Annotated in this window: 18 protein-coding genes; 9 read left to right on the top strand and 9 right to left on the bottom strand. The window is 63.1% G+C overall.

The genetic code is table 11. From position 1 onward, the window contains the following. Positions 1-23: 23 nt before the first annotated feature. The 4 genes from NFH97_RS20675 to NFH97_RS20660 are packed head-to-tail and all read right to left on the bottom strand — an operon-like array spanning position 24 to position 4,047. The gene (locus tag NFH97_RS20675) at positions 24-734 is read right to left on the bottom strand and encodes a transglutaminase-like cysteine peptidase (protein WP_287164449.1); all 711 of its coding nucleotides are present in this window, start codon (positions 732-734) and stop codon (positions 24-26) included. A gap of 24 nt (positions 735-758) precedes the next feature. Next, entirely contained in the window at positions 759-1,934 is a 1,176-nt protein-coding gene (locus NFH97_RS20670; protein ID WP_108133790.1) for a cation diffusion facilitator family transporter, read from the bottom strand. After that, a complete protein-coding gene (locus NFH97_RS20665; RefSeq protein ID WP_287164450.1) occupies positions 1,931-3,100 on the bottom strand; it encodes a 1-acyl-sn-glycerol-3-phosphate acyltransferase in 1,170 nt (389 codons plus the stop codon). Before NFH97_RS20665 ends, NFH97_RS20670 begins: the two co-directional genes overlap by 4 nt. Beyond that, entirely contained in the window at positions 3,097-4,047 is a 951-nt protein-coding gene (locus NFH97_RS20660) for a recombination-associated protein RdgC (RefSeq protein WP_349625484.1), read from the bottom strand. Before NFH97_RS20660 ends, NFH97_RS20665 begins: the two co-directional genes overlap by 4 nt. A 209-nt stretch (positions 4,048-4,256) precedes the next feature. On the opposite strand from NFH97_RS20660, the gene NFH97_RS20655 reads away from it, so the two are divergent. The 8 genes from NFH97_RS20655 (at position 4,257) to NFH97_RS20620 (ending at position 15,601) form a co-directional block, all read left to right on the top strand. Beyond that, entirely contained in the window at positions 4,257-4,676 is a 420-nt protein-coding gene (locus tag NFH97_RS20655; RefSeq protein WP_349625483.1) for an acyl-CoA thioesterase, read from the top strand. A 142-nt stretch (positions 4,677-4,818) separates the two neighbouring features. Continuing rightward, a complete protein-coding gene (gene gyrA, locus NFH97_RS20650; protein WP_222569874.1) occupies positions 4,819-7,572 on the top strand; it encodes a DNA gyrase subunit A in 2,754 nt (917 codons plus the stop codon). Between the two features lie 103 nt (positions 7,573-7,675). Then, positions 7,676-8,779 (top strand): 3-phosphoserine/phosphohydroxythreonine transaminase, encoded by a 1,104-nt coding sequence (gene serC / locus NFH97_RS20645; protein ID WP_253028713.1) that lies wholly within the window; start codon positions 7,676-7,678, stop codon positions 8,777-8,779. A gap of 102 nt (positions 8,780-8,881) precedes the next feature. Next, positions 8,882-9,976, top strand: coding sequence for a prephenate dehydratase (gene pheA, locus NFH97_RS20640; protein ID WP_045994814.1), 1,095 nt, complete (start codon positions 8,882-8,884; stop codon positions 9,974-9,976). 47 nt (positions 9,977-10,023) lie between these two features. Continuing rightward, complete coding sequence (locus NFH97_RS20635) at positions 10,024-12,327, top strand: bifunctional prephenate dehydrogenase/3-phosphoshikimate 1-carboxyvinyltransferase (RefSeq protein ID WP_349625482.1); 2,304 nt, start codon at positions 10,024-10,026, stop codon at positions 12,325-12,327. Next, positions 12,324-13,025 (top strand): (d)CMP kinase, encoded by a 702-nt coding sequence (gene cmk / locus NFH97_RS20630; RefSeq protein ID WP_253028712.1) that lies wholly within the window; start codon positions 12,324-12,326, stop codon positions 13,023-13,025. Before NFH97_RS20635 ends, cmk begins: the two co-directional genes overlap by 4 nt. 176 nt (positions 13,026-13,201) lie before the next feature. Next, on the top strand, positions 13,202-14,878 hold the full coding sequence (gene rpsA / locus NFH97_RS20625; RefSeq protein ID WP_253028711.1) for a 30S ribosomal protein S1: 1,677 nt from the start codon (positions 13,202-13,204) through the stop codon (positions 14,876-14,878). Between the two features lie 342 nt (positions 14,879-15,220). Beyond that, a complete protein-coding gene (locus tag NFH97_RS20620; protein WP_045994818.1) occupies positions 15,221-15,601 on the top strand; it encodes a histone-like nucleoid-structuring protein, MvaT/MvaU family in 381 nt (126 codons plus the stop codon). 424 nt (positions 15,602-16,025) lie between these two features. Here the strand turns inward: NFH97_RS20620 and NFH97_RS20615 are convergent, their stop codons facing one another. Then, positions 16,026-16,832 (bottom strand): helix-turn-helix transcriptional regulator, encoded by an 807-nt coding sequence (locus NFH97_RS20615; protein WP_045992373.1) that lies wholly within the window; start codon positions 16,830-16,832, stop codon positions 16,026-16,028. Between the two features lie 361 nt (positions 16,833-17,193). Between NFH97_RS20615 and NFH97_RS20610 the strand changes: the two genes are divergently transcribed. Continuing rightward, positions 17,194-17,490, top strand: a complete 297-nt coding sequence (locus NFH97_RS20610) for a hypothetical protein (protein ID WP_045992371.1) — start codon at positions 17,194-17,196, stop codon at positions 17,488-17,490. 291 nt (positions 17,491-17,781) lie between these two features. On the opposite strand, the gene NFH97_RS20605 is transcribed toward NFH97_RS20610, so the two are convergent. From NFH97_RS20605 to NFH97_RS20590, 4 genes are all read right to left on the bottom strand, one after another. Then, positions 17,782-18,666, bottom strand: coding sequence for a DNA replication terminus site-binding protein (locus NFH97_RS20605; RefSeq protein WP_306168844.1), 885 nt, complete (start codon positions 18,664-18,666; stop codon positions 17,782-17,784). Between the two features lie 3 nt (positions 18,667-18,669). After that, complete coding sequence (gene yacG / locus NFH97_RS20600) at positions 18,670-18,906, bottom strand: DNA gyrase inhibitor YacG (RefSeq protein ID WP_045992369.1); 237 nt, start codon at positions 18,904-18,906, stop codon at positions 18,670-18,672. 49 nt (positions 18,907-18,955) lie between these two features. Beyond that, complete coding sequence (gene coaE / locus NFH97_RS20595) at positions 18,956-19,561, bottom strand: dephospho-CoA kinase (RefSeq protein ID WP_045992368.1); 606 nt, start codon at positions 19,559-19,561, stop codon at positions 18,956-18,958. A gap of 179 nt (positions 19,562-19,740) precedes the next feature. After that, positions 19,741-20,598, bottom strand: a complete 858-nt coding sequence (locus NFH97_RS20590) for a prepilin peptidase (protein WP_249743029.1) — start codon at positions 20,596-20,598, stop codon at positions 19,741-19,743. Between the last annotated feature and the right edge of the window lie 66 nt (positions 20,599-20,664).

The raw sequence follows: 20,664 nt of genomic DNA, 5'->3' as shown, positions 1-20,664 counted from the left end.
CTAGATGAAGGATTGGCATGATGTCACTGGATTCCCTGTTGGCGCATGCGATCCAGCGCGTTTCGCCAGCGCGACAGGCGCGCCAGAGGATCCGCCCGCGATTGGGTGGTGCCACCCGCCCACAGGCCACTGCTGTTGAAGCTGAATAGCGGGTCCAGATCGGTGCGCAGGCTGGCACGGGAAATGCCGGCGGCAATGTTGTCGAGAATCAGGGGCTCGGCGCCTGGCGTCTCGTAGTAGCCGAGCACCATATGGGCCTGGGTGATCTGGCTACGTCCCAGTCGAGCACGCACATAGATCATGCGCAACTTGCTGATGGGAATGCCGAGCTCCTTGAGGGTCACGTACTTGGCGATGGAGTAATCTTCGCAGTCGCCTGCGCCGCGTCCCAGCGATTCGATGGGAGTAGCCCAGTAGTCGCTCTGGCGCCAGATGGTGCGATCCTCGAGCCACTGCATCTTGCGATTGAAGAAGTCGTTGACGTCGCGAAGCTGAGTACGAAGGTCGGCGCCTCTCAGGCGATTGATCAGGTTGAGCCATTCGTCCAGGGCTCTTACCCCCTGACTGCCGTACTCGGCGCTCATGGCCGCGCGCATCCGCGCATGGTCGAGCGTCGCGTCCACCGGTGCGGGTGCCAGCGCCAGGAAGGCGCCCAACAGGCTCGCAGACCCCCAGGCGAGCCAGAAAGGGGGACGGCGGCGAGACGGGCGAGACAAGACGGCATCTGGGCTCATGGCGAGTTCCAAGCCGGGCGGAGGTCAGGCCTTGCCGGGCCCTTGCCACAGCTTCAGTTGGCCTACCCAGGGCAGGGTGTCGAGGTCTCGGCACAATTGATGAGCCAAGTCATCGAGATCCCCATGATGGATATCAGAGTCAACGTACAACGAAATGTCGATGCGGTCATCCAAATAGTGCAGATTCAGCGCCGTACGGTGTTGCCAGGCACGCTGATGCGACCAGCGTTCATCCAGCAGTTGCTCGATCTCCTCGCGCAGCGGCAAGCCCGGGCGCAGGCTGTGTTCGGTCTGTCCTTCGTCGTCCTCGGGGTCGATGTGGAAGGTGACATCCTTCAGGCGGGTGTGCGCTTCGCGTAGTTGTCGACTGACCGCATTACCGATCTCGTGGGCTTCGGACACCGTGACCCTGGGAGCGACCACGATATGCAGATCGAGCACGACGTCGCTTCCGAGCTGGCGGGTGCGCAGATCGTGCACGCTCTTGACGCCCGGGACCGACTCCGCCAGTCGGCGCATCGCACGCTGCTCTTCGACCGGCAGGGCGGTGTCGATCAGCTCCCGCGAAGACTGCCACATCAGCCGTCCGCCGACCCAACCCACCATCAGGCCGACCACGATGGCGGCCACCGCGTCCATCCAGCCGACGCCGAACTGCCCCGCCACCAGGCCGACCAGCACCACCAGAGTGGACATGGCATCGGTGCGTGAGTGCCAGGCGTTGGCCTCGAGCAGCGGTGAGTCGAAGCGGCGGGCGGCGCGCAAGGTGTAGTGGTAGATCGCCTCTTTGGCCAGCAGCGAGACCACGGCCACGGCGATGGCAACGAGGCCGGGTGCGGCGCTCGAAGACCGATCGAGCAGGCGCTCGACACTCGACCAGGCGATGGCACCCGCGACGAAGATCAGCACACTGCCGAGCCACAGTGTCGCCAGGGTCTCGATTCGGCCGTGGCCGTAAGGGTGGTCGCGGTCGGGTTCCTGGCGGCCGTAGTGGGTGGCCGCCAGCACGAAGGCGTCGGTGACGATATCCGAAAAGGAGTGGATGCCGTCGGCAATCAGGGCGGCCGACCCGACGATCACGCCGGTCACCAGTTTGAGCACGCCGACGACAAGGTCCACGCCGGCGCCGATCAGGGTGACGCCCTGGGCCGTCCAGGCAAAGGCGTGTCTGGAGCGCCCCGGCTGGCTTTTCTGGCTCACGACGAAGGCTCGCTCCGCGCGCAGTTGATGACAGGGTTGGCGTACTGGGCCAGCCACCAGGATCTGAGGTCTTCCGGGACTTCGGAAAGACGTTGCGCGAACCGATCGCGGTCGGCCTCTGACACCTCGGACAGGTCCACCAGCTCAGGATGGCTGCCCAGGGTCTCCAGCGCCAGATGGTGGCTGGGAAAGAGGTGATAGCCGCTCAGCACCTGGCGGTCGATCTCGGCAGCGACCGCTTCCGGCGTATCGAAGCTGCGATCGATCGGCGTACCGAAGCGCAGATGAACCCGCCCCTTGTGGCCGGTGATGCCGGCGACGATGGAGCTGATGTCCTCGAACTCGCTCTTGTTGTAGCTGCCGTCTTCACTGACGGCCTTCAGCTCCCTGGCCTTCTGCACGTCGCAGGGGTCGTACTCGTAGCTGATCGATACCGGCACCAGGCGCAGGGCTTCAATGCCTTCCCCGAGCGGGGCATGACGGTTGTCGGCACGGTGGGCCATGGTCATCATCTTGATGATCGCGGGGTCGGTACGATCGATACCGTCCTTGGCCCGGCCTTCGCGCTGGGCCATCCAGATCGAGTGATTGTCGTCCTGAATGGAGTGGCGGATGTAGCTCGACAGCTTGTGGTAGGCCTGCAGCATGGCGCGCTTGCCGCGAGCACTGCGCGGCACGATGAAGCTCTTGTTGAGTCGCATCAGATCGGTGACGTAGGGCTTCTTGAGCAGGTTGTCACCGATGGCAATGCGCACGGTGTTGCGGCCTGCGAGGTACAGCGCATAGTTGACGAAGGCCGGATCCAGCGAGATATCGCGATGGTTGCCGATAAACAGGTAGGCGGTATCGGGGTCCAGACGATCGAGGCCGTCGACGCGAAAGTCGTCGGTGGAGGTCTTCAGCATGCGCTGCATGTAGGCCGCGATGCGTTGCTGAAACGCCGTCACGCTGGTGACGTCACGGGTCTCGCGCTTGATCGCCCAGCTGGCCAGCGTGCGTGACAGGCGGGGCATCATGCGGGAAAGGCGCGGCAGCCGGTAGCGGGTCAGGGCGCTCAACAGCTCCGGGTCCTCTGCCAGGCGAGTCAGGGTCGTCGCCACCTCGTCGTCCTGATAGGGGCGAATATCGTGCCAGGGATCCTGCGGGGCATCGGATGTCGAAGTCATGGTGTCGTCGCAGTGAGGTCAGTAGCCGAAACAGAAGAACTCTGGGCTTCGCCGCCCAGCCAGTCGATCAGGCGGTCGACGCTTTCACCCAGGCTCTGGGCCATCAGAATGAAGTCGGTTTCCATGCGCAGCACGGCATCGTCGCCGTCATCTGCCTGGTTGGCTTCGTCGATCAAGGCGTCATCGAAGGCCAGTGACTTGACCGCCAGGTCGTCGTGGAGCACGAAACGCAGGCGCCCCTCCATGCCCAGCGCCAGCTTGCTGGCCTGTCGGCCGCTTTCGAGCAGTTGCTGAATGTCGTCGCCGTCCAGGTCCACCTGGCGCGCCTTGAGCACGCCGTCGTCGCCTTTGGCCTTGAGTTCGACCTGGTCGCCGAGCAGCATGTCGGCGGGGCGCGAGGAGGCGTCGTTGAGCCAGGTGGTCATGGCGCGAATCGGCAGTGTCTGGGCCGAAAGCGGCGTTACCTTGAGGCTTCCCAGGGACTCGCGCAACAGATCCAGCAGCTCTTCGGCGCGCTTTCGGCTGGAGCTGTTGACGGCGATCAAGTTTCGCCGGGTATCCCACCATAGGTCAGTCTTCTGGCTGCGTACGAAGGCCCTGGGCAACAGTTCCTCGTAGACCTGCTCCTTGATTGCCTGCTTTTCCTGGCGGCGTAGCTTGCGGCTTTCCTGGGTCTCGATGACCTCGACGCGCTCGTCGACTTCTTCGCGGACCACCGAAGCGGGCAGGATGCGCTCCTGGCGCAGGGCGGTCATCAGGCGCTGGCCCTGCAGCTCGTGGAGATAGCGATCGCTACCCCGTCCGGCAGGCGTCGTCCAGCCGATGCGGCGGGCTTCGGTGCCACCGAGCGGGCGGAAAGCCTGTTCGGCGAGGGCCGTCTCCAGCTGCTCGCTGTCCAGGGTGCTGGCGTCGTGCAGACGGTAGAGGTGCAAGTGCTTGAACCACATGGAGCAATTCTCGGGTCAAAAAGGAGGCACATTATGGCGAATGGTCCCTTCGGGTGCCAGTTGCCAGCCATCGCGATGGTCGATTGAACAGGGTTGCGGCCAAGCCTAGCAGGCTGCGTCGCCCGCGCCCGTCCCTCTTTGGTGACAGTGTTGCCACTTTGCCCGCTCAAGGTCAGAATCAAACAGTAGTTTAAATGAGGAGCAATGACATGGAAGACGCTATCAGCACCACTTCGCTGAAGGTTCGTGGCTACCACCTGGACGGTTATGGCCACGTCAATCACGCCCGTTACCTGGAGTTCATGGAGGAAGGGCGCTGGGACTATTTCGACAAGCATCCGGCGCTGATGTCTCGCCTGGGAAAGGGAGATGTCGCCTTCGTCGCGGTCAATCTCAATATCGACTATCGCCAGGCGGCGGTGGCCGGTGACGAGCTGGACATTTCCACCCGTCTGTCGGCCCTGGGCGGGCGCAGCGCCAAGATGCGCCACGAGATCCTGCGCCGCCGCGATGGAGCCATGGTAGCTCGCGCCGAGCTAACCTTCGTGCTGCTGGACGTGGCCAGCAACAGTGCGGTGGCGATCGAGGGTGAGCTGCGTGATGCCCTGGCGCCGCTGGTGGTGTCATGACGGCAGCGGTCAAGGCGCCGCACACAACGACAGACGCTGCGCGGAAGGCCCCAAGGGTGGTATGCTAGGTCGCTGTATTTGTGCGCCTTGTCACGGCTGCGTGACGCGCCTACCTGTTGCTGTGCAAAGGACTTGACGACCCATGGGTGACATCGCCAGAGAGATTCTGCCAGTCAATATCGAGGACGAGCTGAAGCAGTCGTACCTCGATTACGCGATGAGCGTGATCATCGGCCGAGCGCTGCCGGACGTGCGCGATGGCCTGAAGCCGGTTCATCGGCGTGTGCTGTTTGCGATGCACGAGCTGGGTAACGACTGGAACAAGCCATACAAGAAGTCCGCCCGTGTGGTGGGTGACGTGATCGGTAAGTACCACCCCCACGGCGACAGTGCGGTGTACGACACCATCGTGCGTATGGCCCAGGACTTCTCGATGCGCCACGTGCTGGTCGATGGCCAGGGCAACTTCGGCTCCATCGACGGCGACAACGCCGCCGCCATGCGTTACACCGAGGTGCGCATGGCGCGCCTGGCCCACGAGCTGCTGGCCGATCTCGAGAAGGATACTGTCGACTGGGTCGACAACTACGACGGTACCGAGCGGATCCCCGACGTGCTGCCGACCAAGGTGCCGAACCTGCTGGTCAACGGCTCCTCGGGCATCGCCGTGGGCATGGCGACCAATATCCCGCCCCACAACATGAACGAGATCATCAACGCCTGCCTGGCGCTAGTCGACGACTACACCCTGAGCGTCGATGATCTGATGGAGCATGTGCCGGGGCCCGACTTCCCCACCGGCGGTATCATCAACGGCCGCGCGGGCATCCTCGAGGCCTATCGTACCGGCCGCGGGCGCATCTACATTCGCGCCAAGCACACCATCGAACACGACGACAAGTCCGGCCGTGACCACATCATCGTCACCGAGCTGCCTTACCAGGTGAACAAGGCGCGGCTGATCGAGAAGATCGCCGAGCTGGTCAAGGACAAGAAGATCGAGGGAATCGCCGAGTTGCGCGACGAGTCCGACAAGGACGGTCTGCGGGTGGTGATCGAGGTCAAGCGCGGCGAGAGTGGCGAGGTGGTGGTGAACAACCTGTTCGCCCAGACCCAGCTGCAGAATGTCTTCGGCATCAATATGGTGGCGCTGGAGGACGGCGAGCCGAAGACCATGAACCTCAAGCAGGTGCTCGAGGCCTTCATTCGCCACCGTCGCGAGGTGGTCACCCGGCGCACCCTGTTCGAACTGAAGAAGGCGCGTGAGCGCGGCCACATCCTCGAAGGCCTGGCGGTGGCGATCTCCAACATCGACGAGGTGATCGAGCTGATCAAGGCCTCGCCGAATGCTGCCGAAGCCAAGGAAAAGCTGTTGGCCAAGTCCTGGCAGCCCGGCCAGGTCACCGGCATGCTGGAGCGCGCCGGCGCCACCTCGTGCAAGCCCGAAGACCTGGAAGAAGGCTTTGGTCTGGACCAGGCCGGAGGCGAGTACCGTCTGTCGCCGGCCCAGGCCCAGGCCATCCTCGAGCTGCGCCTGCACCGCCTGACCGGCCTCGAGACCGAGAAGCTGCTCGACGAGTATCTGTCGATCCTCGAGAAGATCGCCGAGCTGATGGCCATCCTGGCCTCCGCCGATCGCCTGCTCGAGGTGATTCGCGAAGAGCTGATCGCGGTGCGCGATCAGTTCGCCGACGAGCGTCGTACCGACATTCAGGCAAGCCACCTGGACCTGTCCATCGAGGACCTGATCGCCGAGGAAGACATGGTGGTCACGGTGTCCCGTTCCGGTTACGCCAAGACCCAGCCGTTGTCGGACTATCAGGCCCAGCGTCGTGGTGGTCGTGGCAAGTCGGCCACCGCGATGAAGGACGAGGACGTCATCGAGCACCTGCTGGTGGCCTCGACCCACGACACCGTGCTGCTGTTCTCCAATCGCGGCAAGGTCTACTGGCTCAAGGTCTACGAGATGCCTGCGGCCAGTCGCGGGTCCCGCGGCAAGCCGCTGGTCAACCTGCTGCCGCTGGAAGAAGGCGAGTCGATCAACGCCATCATGCCGGTCAAGGACTATGATCCGGACTGCTACATCTTCTTTGCCACCGCCCGGGGCACGGTCAAGCGCACCAGCCTCGAGCAGTTCTCGCGTCCGCGCAGCGTTGGCCTGATCGCCATCGACCTGGAGGAGGGCGATCGCCTGGTGGGCGCCGCCATTACCTCCGGCAGCGACCACGCCATGCTGCTGTCGTCCAACGGCAAGGCGATCCGCTTCGAGGAGTCCCAGGTCCGTGCCATGGGCCGCACCGCGCGCGGTGTGCGTGGCATGCGACTGCTCGATGGCGCCGAGGTGATCAGCCTGATCATCCCGCAGAGTCTCGAGATCGATGCCGACGCCGAGGGCGGTGAGCGTGGCGAGGCCGGTGATGTCGACGCCAGCGGTGACGACGGCCAGATCTATATCCTCACCGGCAGCGAAAACGGCTACGGCAAGCGTACCCGTCTCGAGGAGTTCCCGCTGCGTGGTCGTGGCGGCCAGGGCGTGATCGCGATGCAGACCAGCGCCCGCAATGGCGCCATGGTGGCGGCGATGCAGGTCTGTTCCAGCGATGAGATGATGCTGATCACCGATCGCGGCACCCTGGTGCGCACCCGGGTCGAGGAAGTCTCGATCAGTTCGCGCAACACCCAGGGCGTCACCCTGATCCGCCTCGGCGAGGCCGAGGCGCTGGTCAAGACCGTGCGTATCCAGGAGCTTGAAGGCGACGACGAGCTCGATGCCGAGGGCGAAGAAGGTAGTGAGGACGCCGTCGAGAACTCGGCAGATGACGCCGCCGAGGGTGGCAGCGCCGAACCGGGCGACGACAGCGCGGCCGACGACAGCAACACCGACAATAACGACTGATCCGGGGTGCCACGGTGTCCGCGATGGACGCCGTGGCCCACCTATATAGTGACTGGCGGGCGTCGCCGGACGCCTGCCCTTGACGATCAATCGCCAGGACACCATGACACGCCACTACAATTTCTGCGCGGGGCCCGCCGCGCTGCCTACCGCAGTACTCGAACGTGCCCAGCGCGAGATGCTGGACTATCAGGGCCGTGGGCTCTCGGTGATGGAGATGAGCCACCGCTCCAGCGAGTACGTGGCCATCGCCGAGCGCGCCGAGGCCGACCTGCGTGAACTGCTCGCAGTGCCCGACAACTATCGGGTGCTGTTCACCCAGGGTGGTGCCACCCAGCAGTTTGCCGCGGTGCCCATGAACCTGCTTGGCCACGGCGGCCGGGCCAACTTCATCGAAACCGGTATCTGGGGCAACAAGGCGATCAAGGAGGCGCGGCATCTATTCGGCAGCGCCCACATTGCCGCCTCCAGCGCCGAGAATGGCCATGTCGAAGCACCGCAGCAGGCTGATATCGCGCTGTCCGACGACGCCGCCTACCTCCACGTGACCCCCAACGAGACCATCGGTGGTCTGGCACTGGACTTTGTGCCCGTGGCGCGGCGCGGCGACGGGGTAGAGGTGCCGTTGGTGGCGGATCTTTCCTCGACCATCCTGTCTGAGCCGCTGGACGTCTCGCGCTTCGGTGTGATCTACGCTGGCGCCCAGAAGAACATCGGGCCGGCCGGGCTGGTGCTGGTGATCGTGCGTGATGATCTGCTCGACCAGGCGGTGAGCGAGATGCCGTCCTTGTTCAGCTATCGTCAGTTGGCCGAGGCAGGGTCGATGATCAACACGCCGGCTACCTATAGCTGGTACCTGGCGGGTCTGGTGTTCGACTGGCTCAAGCGCGACGTCGGGGGTCTCGAGGCGATGGCCGAGATCAATGATCGCAAGGCGGCCAAGCTCTACGAGGCCATCGACCGCAGCGACTTCTATTCCAACCCCATCGCGGTGCGTAATCGCTCGAAGATGAATGTGCCCTTCGTGCTGGCCGACAGCGCCCTGGATAACGCCTTCCTGGAAGAGGCGGAAGCAGCGGGGCTTTTGAATCTCAAGGGCCATCGCAGCGTCGGCGGTATGCGCGCAAGCCTCTATAACGCGGTGCCTGAGGCCGCGGTGGACGCCCTGGTGGCGTTCATGGGCGATTTCGAGAAGCGGCGCGGCTGAGGTTCGTGCGAGAGCTGGCGCACCCAGTAAAGAGGTGGCGGGGCCAGGTTTCGCCAGCCATGCGTCAACGCCCGGTCACGGGGCGTTACAAGGAGACAACCCATGAGTGATTCGCAAGAGCCGAACCTCTCGTCGCTGCGTCAGCGCATCGACCATATCGACACCGAGATCCTGCGCCTGATCAGCGAGCGTGCCGAGTGTGCGCGCCAGGTGGCGGAGACCAAGACCGCAAGCGACCCCCAGGCGGTGTTCTATCGCCCCGAGCGCGAGGCCCAGGTGCTGCGCCGGGTGATGGAGCTCAACCAGGGGCCGCTGGACAGCGAAGAAATGGCACGGCTGTTTCGCGAGATCATGTCGGCCTGCCTGGCGCTGGAACAGCCGATCAAGGTGGCCTATCTCGGCCCCGAGGGTACCTTTACCCAGCAGGCTGCGCTCAAGCACTTCGGCGACAGCGCCATCAGCCTGCCCATGGCGGCCATCGACGAGGTCTTCCGTGAGGTCGAGGCCGGCGCGGTGAACTACGGCGTGGTACCAGTGGAAAACTCCACCGAAGGCGTGATCAACCATACCCTGGATTCCTTCATCGATTCGGGGCTGCGCATCAGCGGTGAGGTGGTGCTGCGCATCCATCATCACCTGCTGGTGGCCGACACTACTCTCAAGGACAAGGTGTCGCGTATCTACTCGCACCCTCAGTCCTTCGCCCAGTGTCGCAAATGGCTCGATGCCCACTTCCCCCACGCCGAGCGGGTACCGGTGTCGTCCAACGCCGAGGCGGCCAGGCTGGTCAAGAGCGAGTGGCACAGTGCGGCCATCGCCGGCGACATGGCGGCCAAGCTCTATGGCCTTAGCCACGTGGCGGAGAAGATCGAGGATCGCCCGGACAACTCCACGCGTTTCCTGATCATCGGCAACCAGGACGTGCCCATGTCCGGGGTCGACAAGACGTCGCTGGTGGTGGCGACCCGCAACCAGCCGGGTGCCTTGCACGACCTGCTCGAGCCGTTCCACCGCCACCAGATCGACCTGACGCGTCTGGAGACGCGACCCTCGCGCACCGGTGCCTGGAACTATGTTTTCTTCATCGACTTCTGTGGCCACGTCGAGGAGCCGCGGGTGTCGGCGCTGCTCGAGGAGGTGCGCTTGCGTGTCTCCGAGGTCAAGGTGCTTGGCTCCTACCCCCAGGGGGTCCTGTAGTAATGCAGGAAGAAGGAATGCAGCAAGAAGGAATGCAGGACGTCGCAATGCAGGAAGTCGCAACGCGTGGCGCAGTGCCCGCATCCTTGCCTCGGGCTTCACGCATCGTCATCGTTGGACTCGGCTTGATCGGAGGGTCGCTGGCCGCCGCCTTGCGCAAGGCGGGGGTGGGGCAGGGGGATGACAGTCTCATCCTAGCCTGTGACCCAGACCCGAAGGGGCTTGAGTGCGGACGTCGCATGGGGTTGATCGACGCAGGTTCGACGCAACTCTCCGAGGTCATCGAGGGTGCTACCCTGGTGGTGTTGGCGGTACCGGTGCTGGCCATGGGCCAGGTCATGGGCGAGCTAGGCGAGTTGCGTAGCCGCGCCGCCGGCGATCTGGTGATCACCGACGTCGGCAGCACCAAGGCAGCGATCGAGGCGGCCGCCATCGAGGCCTTCGGTGAGCTTCCCGCGCGCTTTGTGCTGGGGCATCCCATCGCCGGGTCGGAAAAGAGCGGCGTGGTGGCGGCCAATCCGGAGCTGTACCAGGCCCACAAGGTGATCCTGACGCCTACCTGCGCTACCGACCCCGATGCGCTTGAGCGTGTGCGGGCCCTGTGGCAGTTGACCGGTGCCGAGGTGCTGGAGATGGACGTGGCTCGCCACGATCAGGTGCTGGCGCGCACCAGTCATCTGCCGCATCTGCTGGCTTTCTCGCTGGTGGATACCCTGGCGCGCCAGGATGAGCGGCTCGAGATCTTCCGCTACGCCGCCGGCGGCTTTCGCGACTTCACCCGCATCGCCGGTAGTGATCCGGTGATGTGGCGAGACATCTTTCAGGCCAACCGGGGCGCCGTGCTCGAAGCTCTGGATGACTTCGAGTCAGGTCTGGCCCGACTCAGGGACGCGGTGAACCGTGGTGATGGCGATGGTCTGCTGGCCACCTTCGACCGCGCCAGTCATGCGCGCCACTATTTCGATACTCTGTTGAATCAGACCAGCTATCAGGCGGAATATCAGATGCAAGAATCAGCCATGCTGCGCTACCGGGTGGCCCCGGGCGGAAGCGTCACCGGTCGCATCCGGGTCCCCGGCGACAAGTCGATTTCCCATCGTTCGATCATGCTTGGTGCGCTGTCCGAGGGCGTTACCGAGGTGTCCGGATTCCTCGAGGGCGAGGACAGCCTCGCCACACTCCAGGCCTTCCGCGAGATGGGGGTGGCCATCGAGGGCCCGCACCAGGGCCGCGTGACCATCCACGGGGTCGGCATGCACGGCTTGAAGAAGCCGGCAGGTCCGCTCTACGTCGGCAATGCCGGCACCGCCATGCGGCTGTTTGCCGGGCTGCTGGCGGGGCAGGCCTTCGACACCGAATTGACCGGTGATACCTCGCTGACGCGTCGTCCCATGGGGCGGGTGGCCGATCCGCTGCGCCAGATGGGGGCGGTGATCGACACCGCCGAAGGCGGGCGTCCTCCGCTCAGGATCAAGGGCGGCCAGGCGCTCAAGGGCATCCACTACGACATGCCCATGGCCAGCGCCCAGGTGAAGTCCTGTCTGCTGCTGGCGGGGATGTTTGCCGAGGGTGAGACCCGAGTGCGTGAACCTGCACCGACTCGCGATCACACCGAGCGCATGCTCAATGGCTTTGGCTATGCCGTCGAGCGCGAGGGCGATACCTGCTGGCTGCAGGGCGGCGGCAAGCTGGCCGCTGGTCCGATCGATGTGCCGTCGGATATCTCCTCGGCGACCTTCTTCCTGGTGGCGGCGGCCATCACCCCGGGGTCGGATCTGGTGCTGGAACACGTCGGCATCAATCCGACCCGGATCGGGGTGATCAACATCCTGACCGCCATGGGGGCGGATCTGCGCCTCGAGAACGAGCGAGAGGTAGGGGGCGAGCCGGTCGCCGACCTGCATATCCGCTATCGGCCGCTAAAGGGCATCGACATTCCCGAGGACCAGGTGCCGCTGGCCATCGACGAGTTCCCGGCACTGTTCATTGCCGCGGCCAACGCCGAAGGCACCACGCGACTGCGCGGCGCCGAGGAGCTCCGGGTCAAGGAGTCCGACCGCCTGCAGTCCATGGCCGACGGCATGAGCGTGCTGGGTATCGACAACACCCTTTATGACGATGGCATCGACATCGTCGGCAAGGGCGGCGATGGCGCCAACTATGGCGGCGGGCGCGTGGACAGTCATGAGGACCATCGCATCGCCATGGCCTTCACCATCGCGGCCCTGCGCGCATCAAGCCCGATCGAGGTCAACGACTGCGCCAACGTGGCCACGTCCTTCCCCGGCTTTGTGGAGCTGGCACGAGGTGTCGGCCTTGAACTCGAAGAGGTACGCGAGGAGCAGGCATGAGCGATCATGACGACCATTCGGCCCCGGTGCTGACCATCGATGGCCCCGGCGGCGCCGGCAAGGGCACCATCAGCCGGCTGATTGCCGAGCGACTGGGCTGGCATCTGCTGGATAGCGGCAGCCTCTACCGACTGACCGCGCTGTCGGCTATCGGCAAGGGCATCGCGCTGGACGATGAGCCGGCGCTGGCGGCACTGGCCTCGGCCCTCGATGTGGTCTTTCGCGCCGAGAATGGCGAGGCGGTGGTCGAGCTCGAAGGGCGTGACGTGACTCGCGAGATTCGCACCGAGCAGGTGGGAAACAGCGCCTCTCTGGTGGCGGCGTTGCCGGCGGTGCGCCAGGCGCTGCTCGAGCGTCAGCGGGACTTCCGCCAGGCGCCCGGCCTGGTCGCCGATGGCCGTGACATGGGCACCGTGGTGTTCGTCGATGCGCCCCTGAAGATATTTCTGACCGCCAGCGCCGAGGAAAGGGCGCGCCGGCGTCACCTGCAGTTGCGGGAGGCCGGGGTGGATGCTAGTCTATCGAGTCTTTTGAAGGAGATTCAGGCGCGCGACGACCGCGATACGCAGCGTAGCGTGGCGCCGTTGGTGCCGGCCGATGATGCCATCGAGCTCGACACGACCCGCCTGAGCATACCGGAAGTGGTTGATCGGCTGTCCGAACTGTTGTCCCGAAAGGGGCTCCTGTCCGGCACCTGAACTCCCTTGCGGCGTCCCCGGCCAGATGTCACGACGTGCCCGAGTACAGGAAACGGAAAACTCGGTCAGGTCCAACCAGTGCCAACATCCCCGGGGGTTTTTGAATATGGCCCGCACTTGCTGGTGGTGCGGAGAAGCGGCCCTGCCGCACTCAACGTTGATCACGTAGGAACATCATGAGCGAAAGCTTTGCTGAACTGTTTGAACAGTCTCTCCAGGACATCAACATGGAGCCGGGCGCGATCGTCGCGGCTACTGTCGTCGACATCGAAGGTGACTGGGTCACCGTCAATGCCGGCCTGAAGTCCGAAGGTCAGATCCCTGCCGCGCAATTCCGCGACGACAGCGGCGAACTGACCATTGCCGTCGGTGACGAGGTCCACGTGGCCCTCGAAGCTGTGGAAGACGGCTTCGGCGAAACCCGCCTGTCCCGCGAGAAGGCCAAGCGTGCCGAAGCGTGGAAGGTGCTGGAAGCTGCCTTCGAGAAGGAAGAGATCGTCAAGGGCGTGATCAACGGCAAGGTCAAGGGCGGCTTCACTGTCGACGTCGACTCCATCCGTGCCTTCCTGCCCGGCTCTCTGGTCGACGTTCGTCCGGTGCGCGACACCACGCACCTGGAGAACAAAGAGCTCGACTTCAAGGTCATCAAGCTCGATCCGAAGCGCAACAACGTTGTCGTTTCCCGTCGTGCCGTTCTCGAAGCCGAGAACAGCGCCGAGCGTGAAGCGCTGCTCGCCACCCTGCAGGAAGGCCAGCAGATCATCGGTATCGTCAAGAACCTGACCGACTACGGTGCCTTCGTTGATCTGGGCGGCGTTGACGGCCTGCTCCACATCACCGATATGGCCTGGAAGCGCATCAAGCATCCGAGCGAGATCGTGGCTGTCGGCGACGAGATCACCGTCAAGGTGCTGAAGTTCGACCGCGAGCGCAATCGCGTCTCCCTGGGTCTGAAGCAGCTGGGCGAAGATCCGTGGGTCAACATCAAGGATCGTTACCCGGAAGGCACCAAGGTGCACGCCCGTGTCACCAACCTCACCGACTACGGCTGCTTCGCCGAGCTGGAAGAGGGTGTCGAGGGTCTGGTTCACGTCTCCGAAATGGACTGGACCAACAAGAACATCCATCCGTCCAAGGTGGTTCAGGTCGGTGACGATGTTGACGTCATGGTGCTGGATATCGACGAAGAGCGTCGTCGTATCTCCCTGGGTATCAAGCAGTGCACCGCCAACCCGTGGGAAACCTTCAACGCCCAGTTCAACAAGGGCGACCGCGTTGCCGGTACCATCAAGTCCATCACCGACTTCGGTATCTTCATCGGTCTGGACGGCGGCATCGACGGCCTGGTTCACCTGTCCGACATCTCCTGGACCGAGACTGGCGAAGAAGCCGTGCGTTCCTTCAAGAAGGGCGATGAGGCCGAAGCCGTCATCCTGTCCATCGATCCGGAGCGTGAGCGCATCTCCCTGGGTATCAAGCAGCTCGATACCGACCCGGTTGCCGAGTTCCTGGCTGTCAACGACAAGGGCACCATCGTTACCGGTCGTGTCGTCGAGGTTGACGCCAAGGAAGCTCACGTCGAGCTGGCGACTGACGTCGTTGCCGTGCTCAAGGCGTCCGAGATCAGCGCTGACCGTGTCGAAGACGCGCGCAACGTGCTGAACGAAGGCGACAGCGTCGAGGCCCGTATCGTCGGTGTCGATCGCAAGAACCGTCAGATCGCCCTGTCCGTCAAGGCCAAGGACCAGGACGACACCCGTCGCAACATGAGCAAGCTGCGCGACCAGGAAGTCGAGACCGGTGGCCCGACCACCATCGGCGACCTGATCAAGCAGCAGATGGGTCAGGACTAAGCCGGACCCCGACACTGTTCGGGACTGGTAATGGTCAAGAGCGCTTCCTTCGGGGAGCGCTCTTTTTTTATATGTAAGAAATTGTAGAGGGCTGGAATGTCCCTCGTGGCGGCGCTGCCTCAGTATTATTGGTGAGTTGGGCGAGTTTTTACCGCATATGCTTGAGGGGACGTGTTTTAGGGTTGATGCCCTTGTTGTAAGCATCTACCGTTTGTTTGACAGGATTTTGACTTTGCTTTTGGCCAATAACGTTTGAATAACGTCGTTTGGCTGGTTGTCATATACTCATGCAGGAGTGATAATGCCCCTGCATCCGAAAGCAACTACTATAGGCGTACCTTAATGTCTTCACTTTTGAATGACTATATGCAGATGGAGCAGCAGCTCCAGCAACTGCAGGAAAGACTTGGTCAGCTCCAGAACGATGACCGTCTCAAGTCCGAACTCGAGTTCAAGGGAAAGCTCGAAGAGCTGATGAAAGAGTTCGACAAGAGCGCATCTGACGTCATCGCCATCCTGGATCCGAAGTCCGCTGCTTCCCCGGCAAAGGCCGCTGCCCCGGCCGCTGGCGGTCGTCGCAAGCGCAAGCTCAAGATCTACAAGAACCCGAATACCGGCGAAGTCGTCGAAACTCGTGGTGGCAATCAGAAGACGTTGAAGGCCTGGAAGGAAGAGCACGGTAATGACACCGTCGAGTCCTGGCTGGTGCGTGTAGAAGACTGATGATTGTTTGAGCCGCAGATGAGCCAGTGCCTTGGACGTTGCATCGGTCCGGCACTGTTTCGATCTTCAGGCTTGCGGTGCCAGAAGCCGTCTTGAACCATCGACATGACAGTGACGTCGTCGTATTGTTCGGGACGGTTTCTTTTTGCACGGTATTCCTTGATCGGCTGCGTCTCGTTGGAGGCGAAGCCCGAAGCCCGAAGCTTCGACTGCCCCTTGCGATGTTTCTGGTTTCCGGGGAGGGGACGAAGCGTGGCCTCCCACTGCACCGGTGTGATGCAGGAACAGTGTGATCCAGGCGAAGCGGGGCTGTGGCCTTGTCGTTGCCGGTACTTTGCTTGAATTCTGGTATGATGGAACGCAAAAGGTGGCCACCGAAGTGGCCACCAGAAGGGAGGTTTGCGGGCTCGGAGAGGCTAAGCGATCAGTCCTCTTCGAGTAGCGGCAGTCGCAGTTCCAGCCCATACTTGCCTTTGACCAGCTGAGGCGCTTCGCCGCTCAGGTAGACGCCGTGTTCAGACAGGCCGCGACAGGCCATGAACAGCATGGCGCTGGTCAGGTGTGAGCTGTCCTCGAGGGTGATGCAGGCGTGTCGCTGGGCCGGCAGCATGACCAGGCGGAACGGCAGTGGCAGCGCCAGGCGGTGTGCGTGTTCTTCGTCGACGTGGACACCCAGGTCGATACGGGGCGCCTCGCTGGCCAGCGGGTGATCGTGAAGAATAGCGATCGGTGCCGCATTGGTGAGGCGTGCCGGGAGATCGTAGGCGCCTTCGGCATTACGCTGCCAGTTGTCCAGGTTCTCGATGATTTCGGGCGGCTGATAGAGGCGGGTGACCGCGGCACGCCGCAGCGGCAGGTCGGCCATCTTCACCGAGAAGTGGGGCAGATTGTGGCGCTGGCGATAGAGTTCCAGGCGCTGGTTCTGGCGGTACTCCCGGGGAGCGACACGGTAGCGGCGCTGGAAGGCGCGGGTGAACGCCGAGTGATTGCGATAGCCGCAGCGTTTGGCGATATCATGTACGCCGTGGGGCGTATGGATCAGCAGCCTGGCGGCCTTCTCGAGCCGCAGCATGTCGCGGTAGGCACTTGGCGAAATGCCGAACGACTGGCGGAAGCGCCGACGCACCTGGGATGAGGAGTACCCCATACGCGTGGCAAGATCTTCGATACTCAGCTGACTGTCCAGGGTTTCCTGGAGCCAGATTTCGGCGCGCATCATCTCGTTGAACATGGTCTTGCCTCCCTGAACCATCGGCGCGGACCCGACCCTCCCTGGGTCCTCGGAGAGCGAATCCGAGCGTCCGTATCGCTGGTCGTTGTAGTCGGAACATCCGCCTGTCCCGAGGTATGATGGTGTAGGTTTGTAGCGTTAGGATACATCCTGTTACGTAGTTATGCAGTCTAGCGCGCCTGTCTGGCAAGTGCAATGTGCCGTTTTGATCGTTTGTGCACAAAACGTCAGTGATGGATTGCATATCTAACATGTTGTTGTGAAAGTAAAAAAGGCGTTATTTTCGAGCCTTTCTTGATAAGGTGGTGCCGCAGGATACTGAATCTGTCGCACCTCCATCGACGTTAACGACTGGTAACAAATGAAATCTCAGAGTTCCCAAAAGCCTATGGATGAACGCGAGAAGCTTCGCCGCTTTCGTGAATTGGATGACGCCTTCGCGGAAGCGCTGCGCAGCCTGGACAACCCGAACAAGGCCGCCGAGATCCCCACCGGCCCTCCGGTCCGCTCCATCGACAGCCTGGAAGAAGAAGAGCAGCGTCGTAAGGAAGAGGACTTCGAGCGGCGGCTGCTGGGCTTGATCCAGGAATATGCCCAGACCCCTGAATCGGTGCGGGAATTGGTCGCCACGCTGCAATCGATGGGGCGCATCGCCTGACCGCATGACCTCTGCCTTTGTCAGGGGTCATCGAGATGGGTCTTGCCGGACTTCAACCTGTGCGATTTTGACAGGGATTTTCCGACGGCTCTGTGGGTAAAGGCCGTGGCGTCTTTGCGCAAATACTGCAAAATGATGTCAGCAATTGCTGATGTCAGCGCTTGCCGACAGGCGCGCGCTGCTTATGGCGGTTGCCGGAACGCAGGCGCCTGAGGTGGGGTGCAGGTGCATTGGCAGGTCAGGGGCAAGCCTCGTTGAGCGGGCGCGCTGGTGTGCGACGCACCGGGCCTTTCAGCGGTAGCGAAAGACTCTCAAGCTTGGCAGGAAGGGGGTGTCCTCGAGGCGTTCGTCGCTTCTCCGGGCGCGTTGGCGTTCGGCTGGCGGTTGTGCCGGCGGAAGGTTGTGATGGGGGAGCTGCGCCTGGGGCACAAGCAGGGGCAGAGCCGCATTCATGGCACGTCTGAGGCGACCGTCCGGCAGAGGTGCCCGGTAAAAGAGGTTGGCTCGCATCAGCGGTGCCTGTCGTTGCACCTGGGCCAGGGGCTCGCTGGAAGGAATGCCGGCGAGGCGCTCGAGTTGAATGCGAATGTGCGGTGACTCGGTGTCGAAGGCCATCAGCTTGCGCTCGACTTCGGCCACGCTCAAGCGGGTGATGGAGCGTCCGCTGGCGTACCAGGCCAGACGAACCCGCTCCACCGGCGCCTCGGCGATGGGCAGGACGCGCCAGGTCTGTTTCAGATGGAGGCGGGCGAGGCCGGCGCCCCCCAGGTGATCATTGAGTTCCGGGTGGCGTATCGGCAGCCTGGCCTTGATCTCGGGTATCAGTTGGGGCGATTGCTGGCGAATGTCGCTCAGCCGTTCAGAAAACTCAGCCTTGGCCTGGTTCAGCGCCAGAGCCGCCTCGCAGGTAACCGGGTCCGCGGCCACCAGTCCGATATAGCTGCGGGTGACACGGCCGTCCTGGCCGTCGGCATACCACAGATCCAGTAACGCCTGGCGCAGCCAGTCCGCATCGGCTGTCTCGCGATCGAAGGACCAGGCAGGAAGGCGTGATGCCTGCCAGCGGTCGACGACCTCTCTGGCGCACGCGATGATCCGATCGAACCCTGCGTCGAGCTCTGCCAATAGCTGGTAGGCGGGCCGTGACGGGGCGCTGGCATTGCCTGGCCGGTCCATCGTTCAGTCCTGGTTATGCAGGTCGCGTTCGGCTCTGGCGACCCACTCATCGATGCTGGTTTCGTCCATGGCGGGTTCGCCGGCAATGCGATGGCTGCCATCGGCCCAGGCCCCCAGGTCAATAAGACGACAGCGCTTGCTGCAGAAGGGGCGATAGCTGTTCTCGGGCGTCCAGAGTACTTCCTTGCGACATTGTGGGCAGGCAACCTTCAAGGTGCCCTGACGAGTGCTGTGTGACATGTGGGGCTCCTGATGCAAGACGTAAACGTCGATAGCGGAAGAGGCAGGCTCAGGCCTTGGCGGCGAGTCTGCGATAGGTGGCATCCAGTGCCTTGACGGCCTCGGAGAGCGCCGCTAGATCACCGTCATTGGTGATGACATCGTCGGCCAGTGACACCCGCTCGTCACGACCCATCTGCGAGGCCACGATAGCCTTGGCCTGGGCCAGGTCGACATCATCGCGCTGGGTAGTGCGTTCGATCTGCAGCGCTTCTGGTACGTCCACCACCAGGGTGCGCTGGACCATGTCCACCTGCCCGGATTCGAACAGCAACGGGGAAACCAGCAGCACATAGGGGGCGTCTTGCTGCCGCAGCAGCGACAGTCTCGTGACCAGCCGTTCGCGCACGCGTGGATGGGTGGTCGCTTCAAGCCAGCGGCGTTCCTTTTCGTCGGCGAAGACGAGGGCGCGCAGAGCAGCACGGTCGAGGCGACCTTCCCTGGTCAGTATGGCATCTCCATATCGGTCGACGATGGCCTTGAGGGCCGGCTCGCCCGGGGCGACCACCTCTCGCGCGATATCGTCGGCATCGACCCAGCGAGCGCCGTGATCGCCAAACAGACGGGCCACCGTCGATTTGCCTGAGGCGATGCCACCAGTCAGTCCAATTATCATGCCACCCGTACTCCCTTCGTGTGTTCAGCGTAGTGCTTGTGTGGTGCAGTAGCCTGGGCCTTGAGTGCAACGTCGGCAAGCGACGATCAAAGGTTGCAGCGCTGAGAGAACGCAGTTTACGAGGTGCAACCCTGCATTTCGAGACGCCATTCACCCCGTGTCACCGAGCGCAGCCGTCTTCATGTCAGTCCCGACAGCGCCTGATATCCGGTGAGCAGTTCATTGCCGGCGAGCAGGCCGAGACCGCCGGCCAATACCAGCGAAGGACCGAACGGCAAGGGCTGGCCCTTCAGGTGTCGGGACCTCCACTGTATCAGCAGACCCGAAATTGCACCTAGCAAGGCGGCGATCAATATCACCAGTGGCAACAGTTGCCAGCCGAGCCAGGCGCCGAGTGCGGCAATCAGCTTGACGTCACCAAGCCCCATGCCGTCGCGTCCGGTGAGGACGTGAAAGGCCTTGCCGATGGCCCACAGCACGGCGTAGCCGGCGGTGGCCCCGATCACCGCATCATCCAGGCTGGCGGGGTTGAACAGCAGCTGGTAAAGCAGGCCACACCATAAAAGGGGCAGGGTAAGGGCGTCGGGAAGCAGTTGGGTGCGCAGATCGATCACCGCCAGGGCCAGCAGCGTCAGGCTGGCGCCGTAAAGCCACAGGGCAGGCCAGGTGGGCCCGTGGAGGATGCAGAAGCAGACCGCTAGCAGGGCGCTGGCCAGTTCCACCAGCGGATACTGGATGCTGATGCGTCCCTGGCAGTTGGCGCAGCGTCCGCGACGCTTGAGCCATCCCAGCAACGGCAGGTTGTCGTGCCAGGCGATGGGGGTGAGACAGCGCGGACAGCGAGAGCGTGGGTGGGCCAGTGACAGTGGCTCCTCGATATCGTCTGACAATTCGAGAGCCGCGCGGGCCTCGGTGCGCCACTGTTGCATCAACATGACCGGAAGGCGGGTGATGACGACGTTGAGAAAGCTGCCGAGGCATAACCCCAGCAGAGCAACAAGAGCAAGAGAAGCGAAAGTGACATCCGAAAAAAGCAAAAGGAGCTCCGTGGTTCGGGGGCGGTCAAAGGAGGCTATTCTACCGTTGGCAAGAGGCGATTGTCT

It is taken from the genome of Halomonas sp. SCS19, assembly GCF_040147015.1.
In the GTDB taxonomy this organism is placed as follows: domain Bacteria; phylum Pseudomonadota; class Gammaproteobacteria; order Pseudomonadales; family Halomonadaceae; genus Halomonas; species Halomonas litopenaei.
This window is presented reverse-complemented; position numbering and strand designations above follow the sequence as displayed.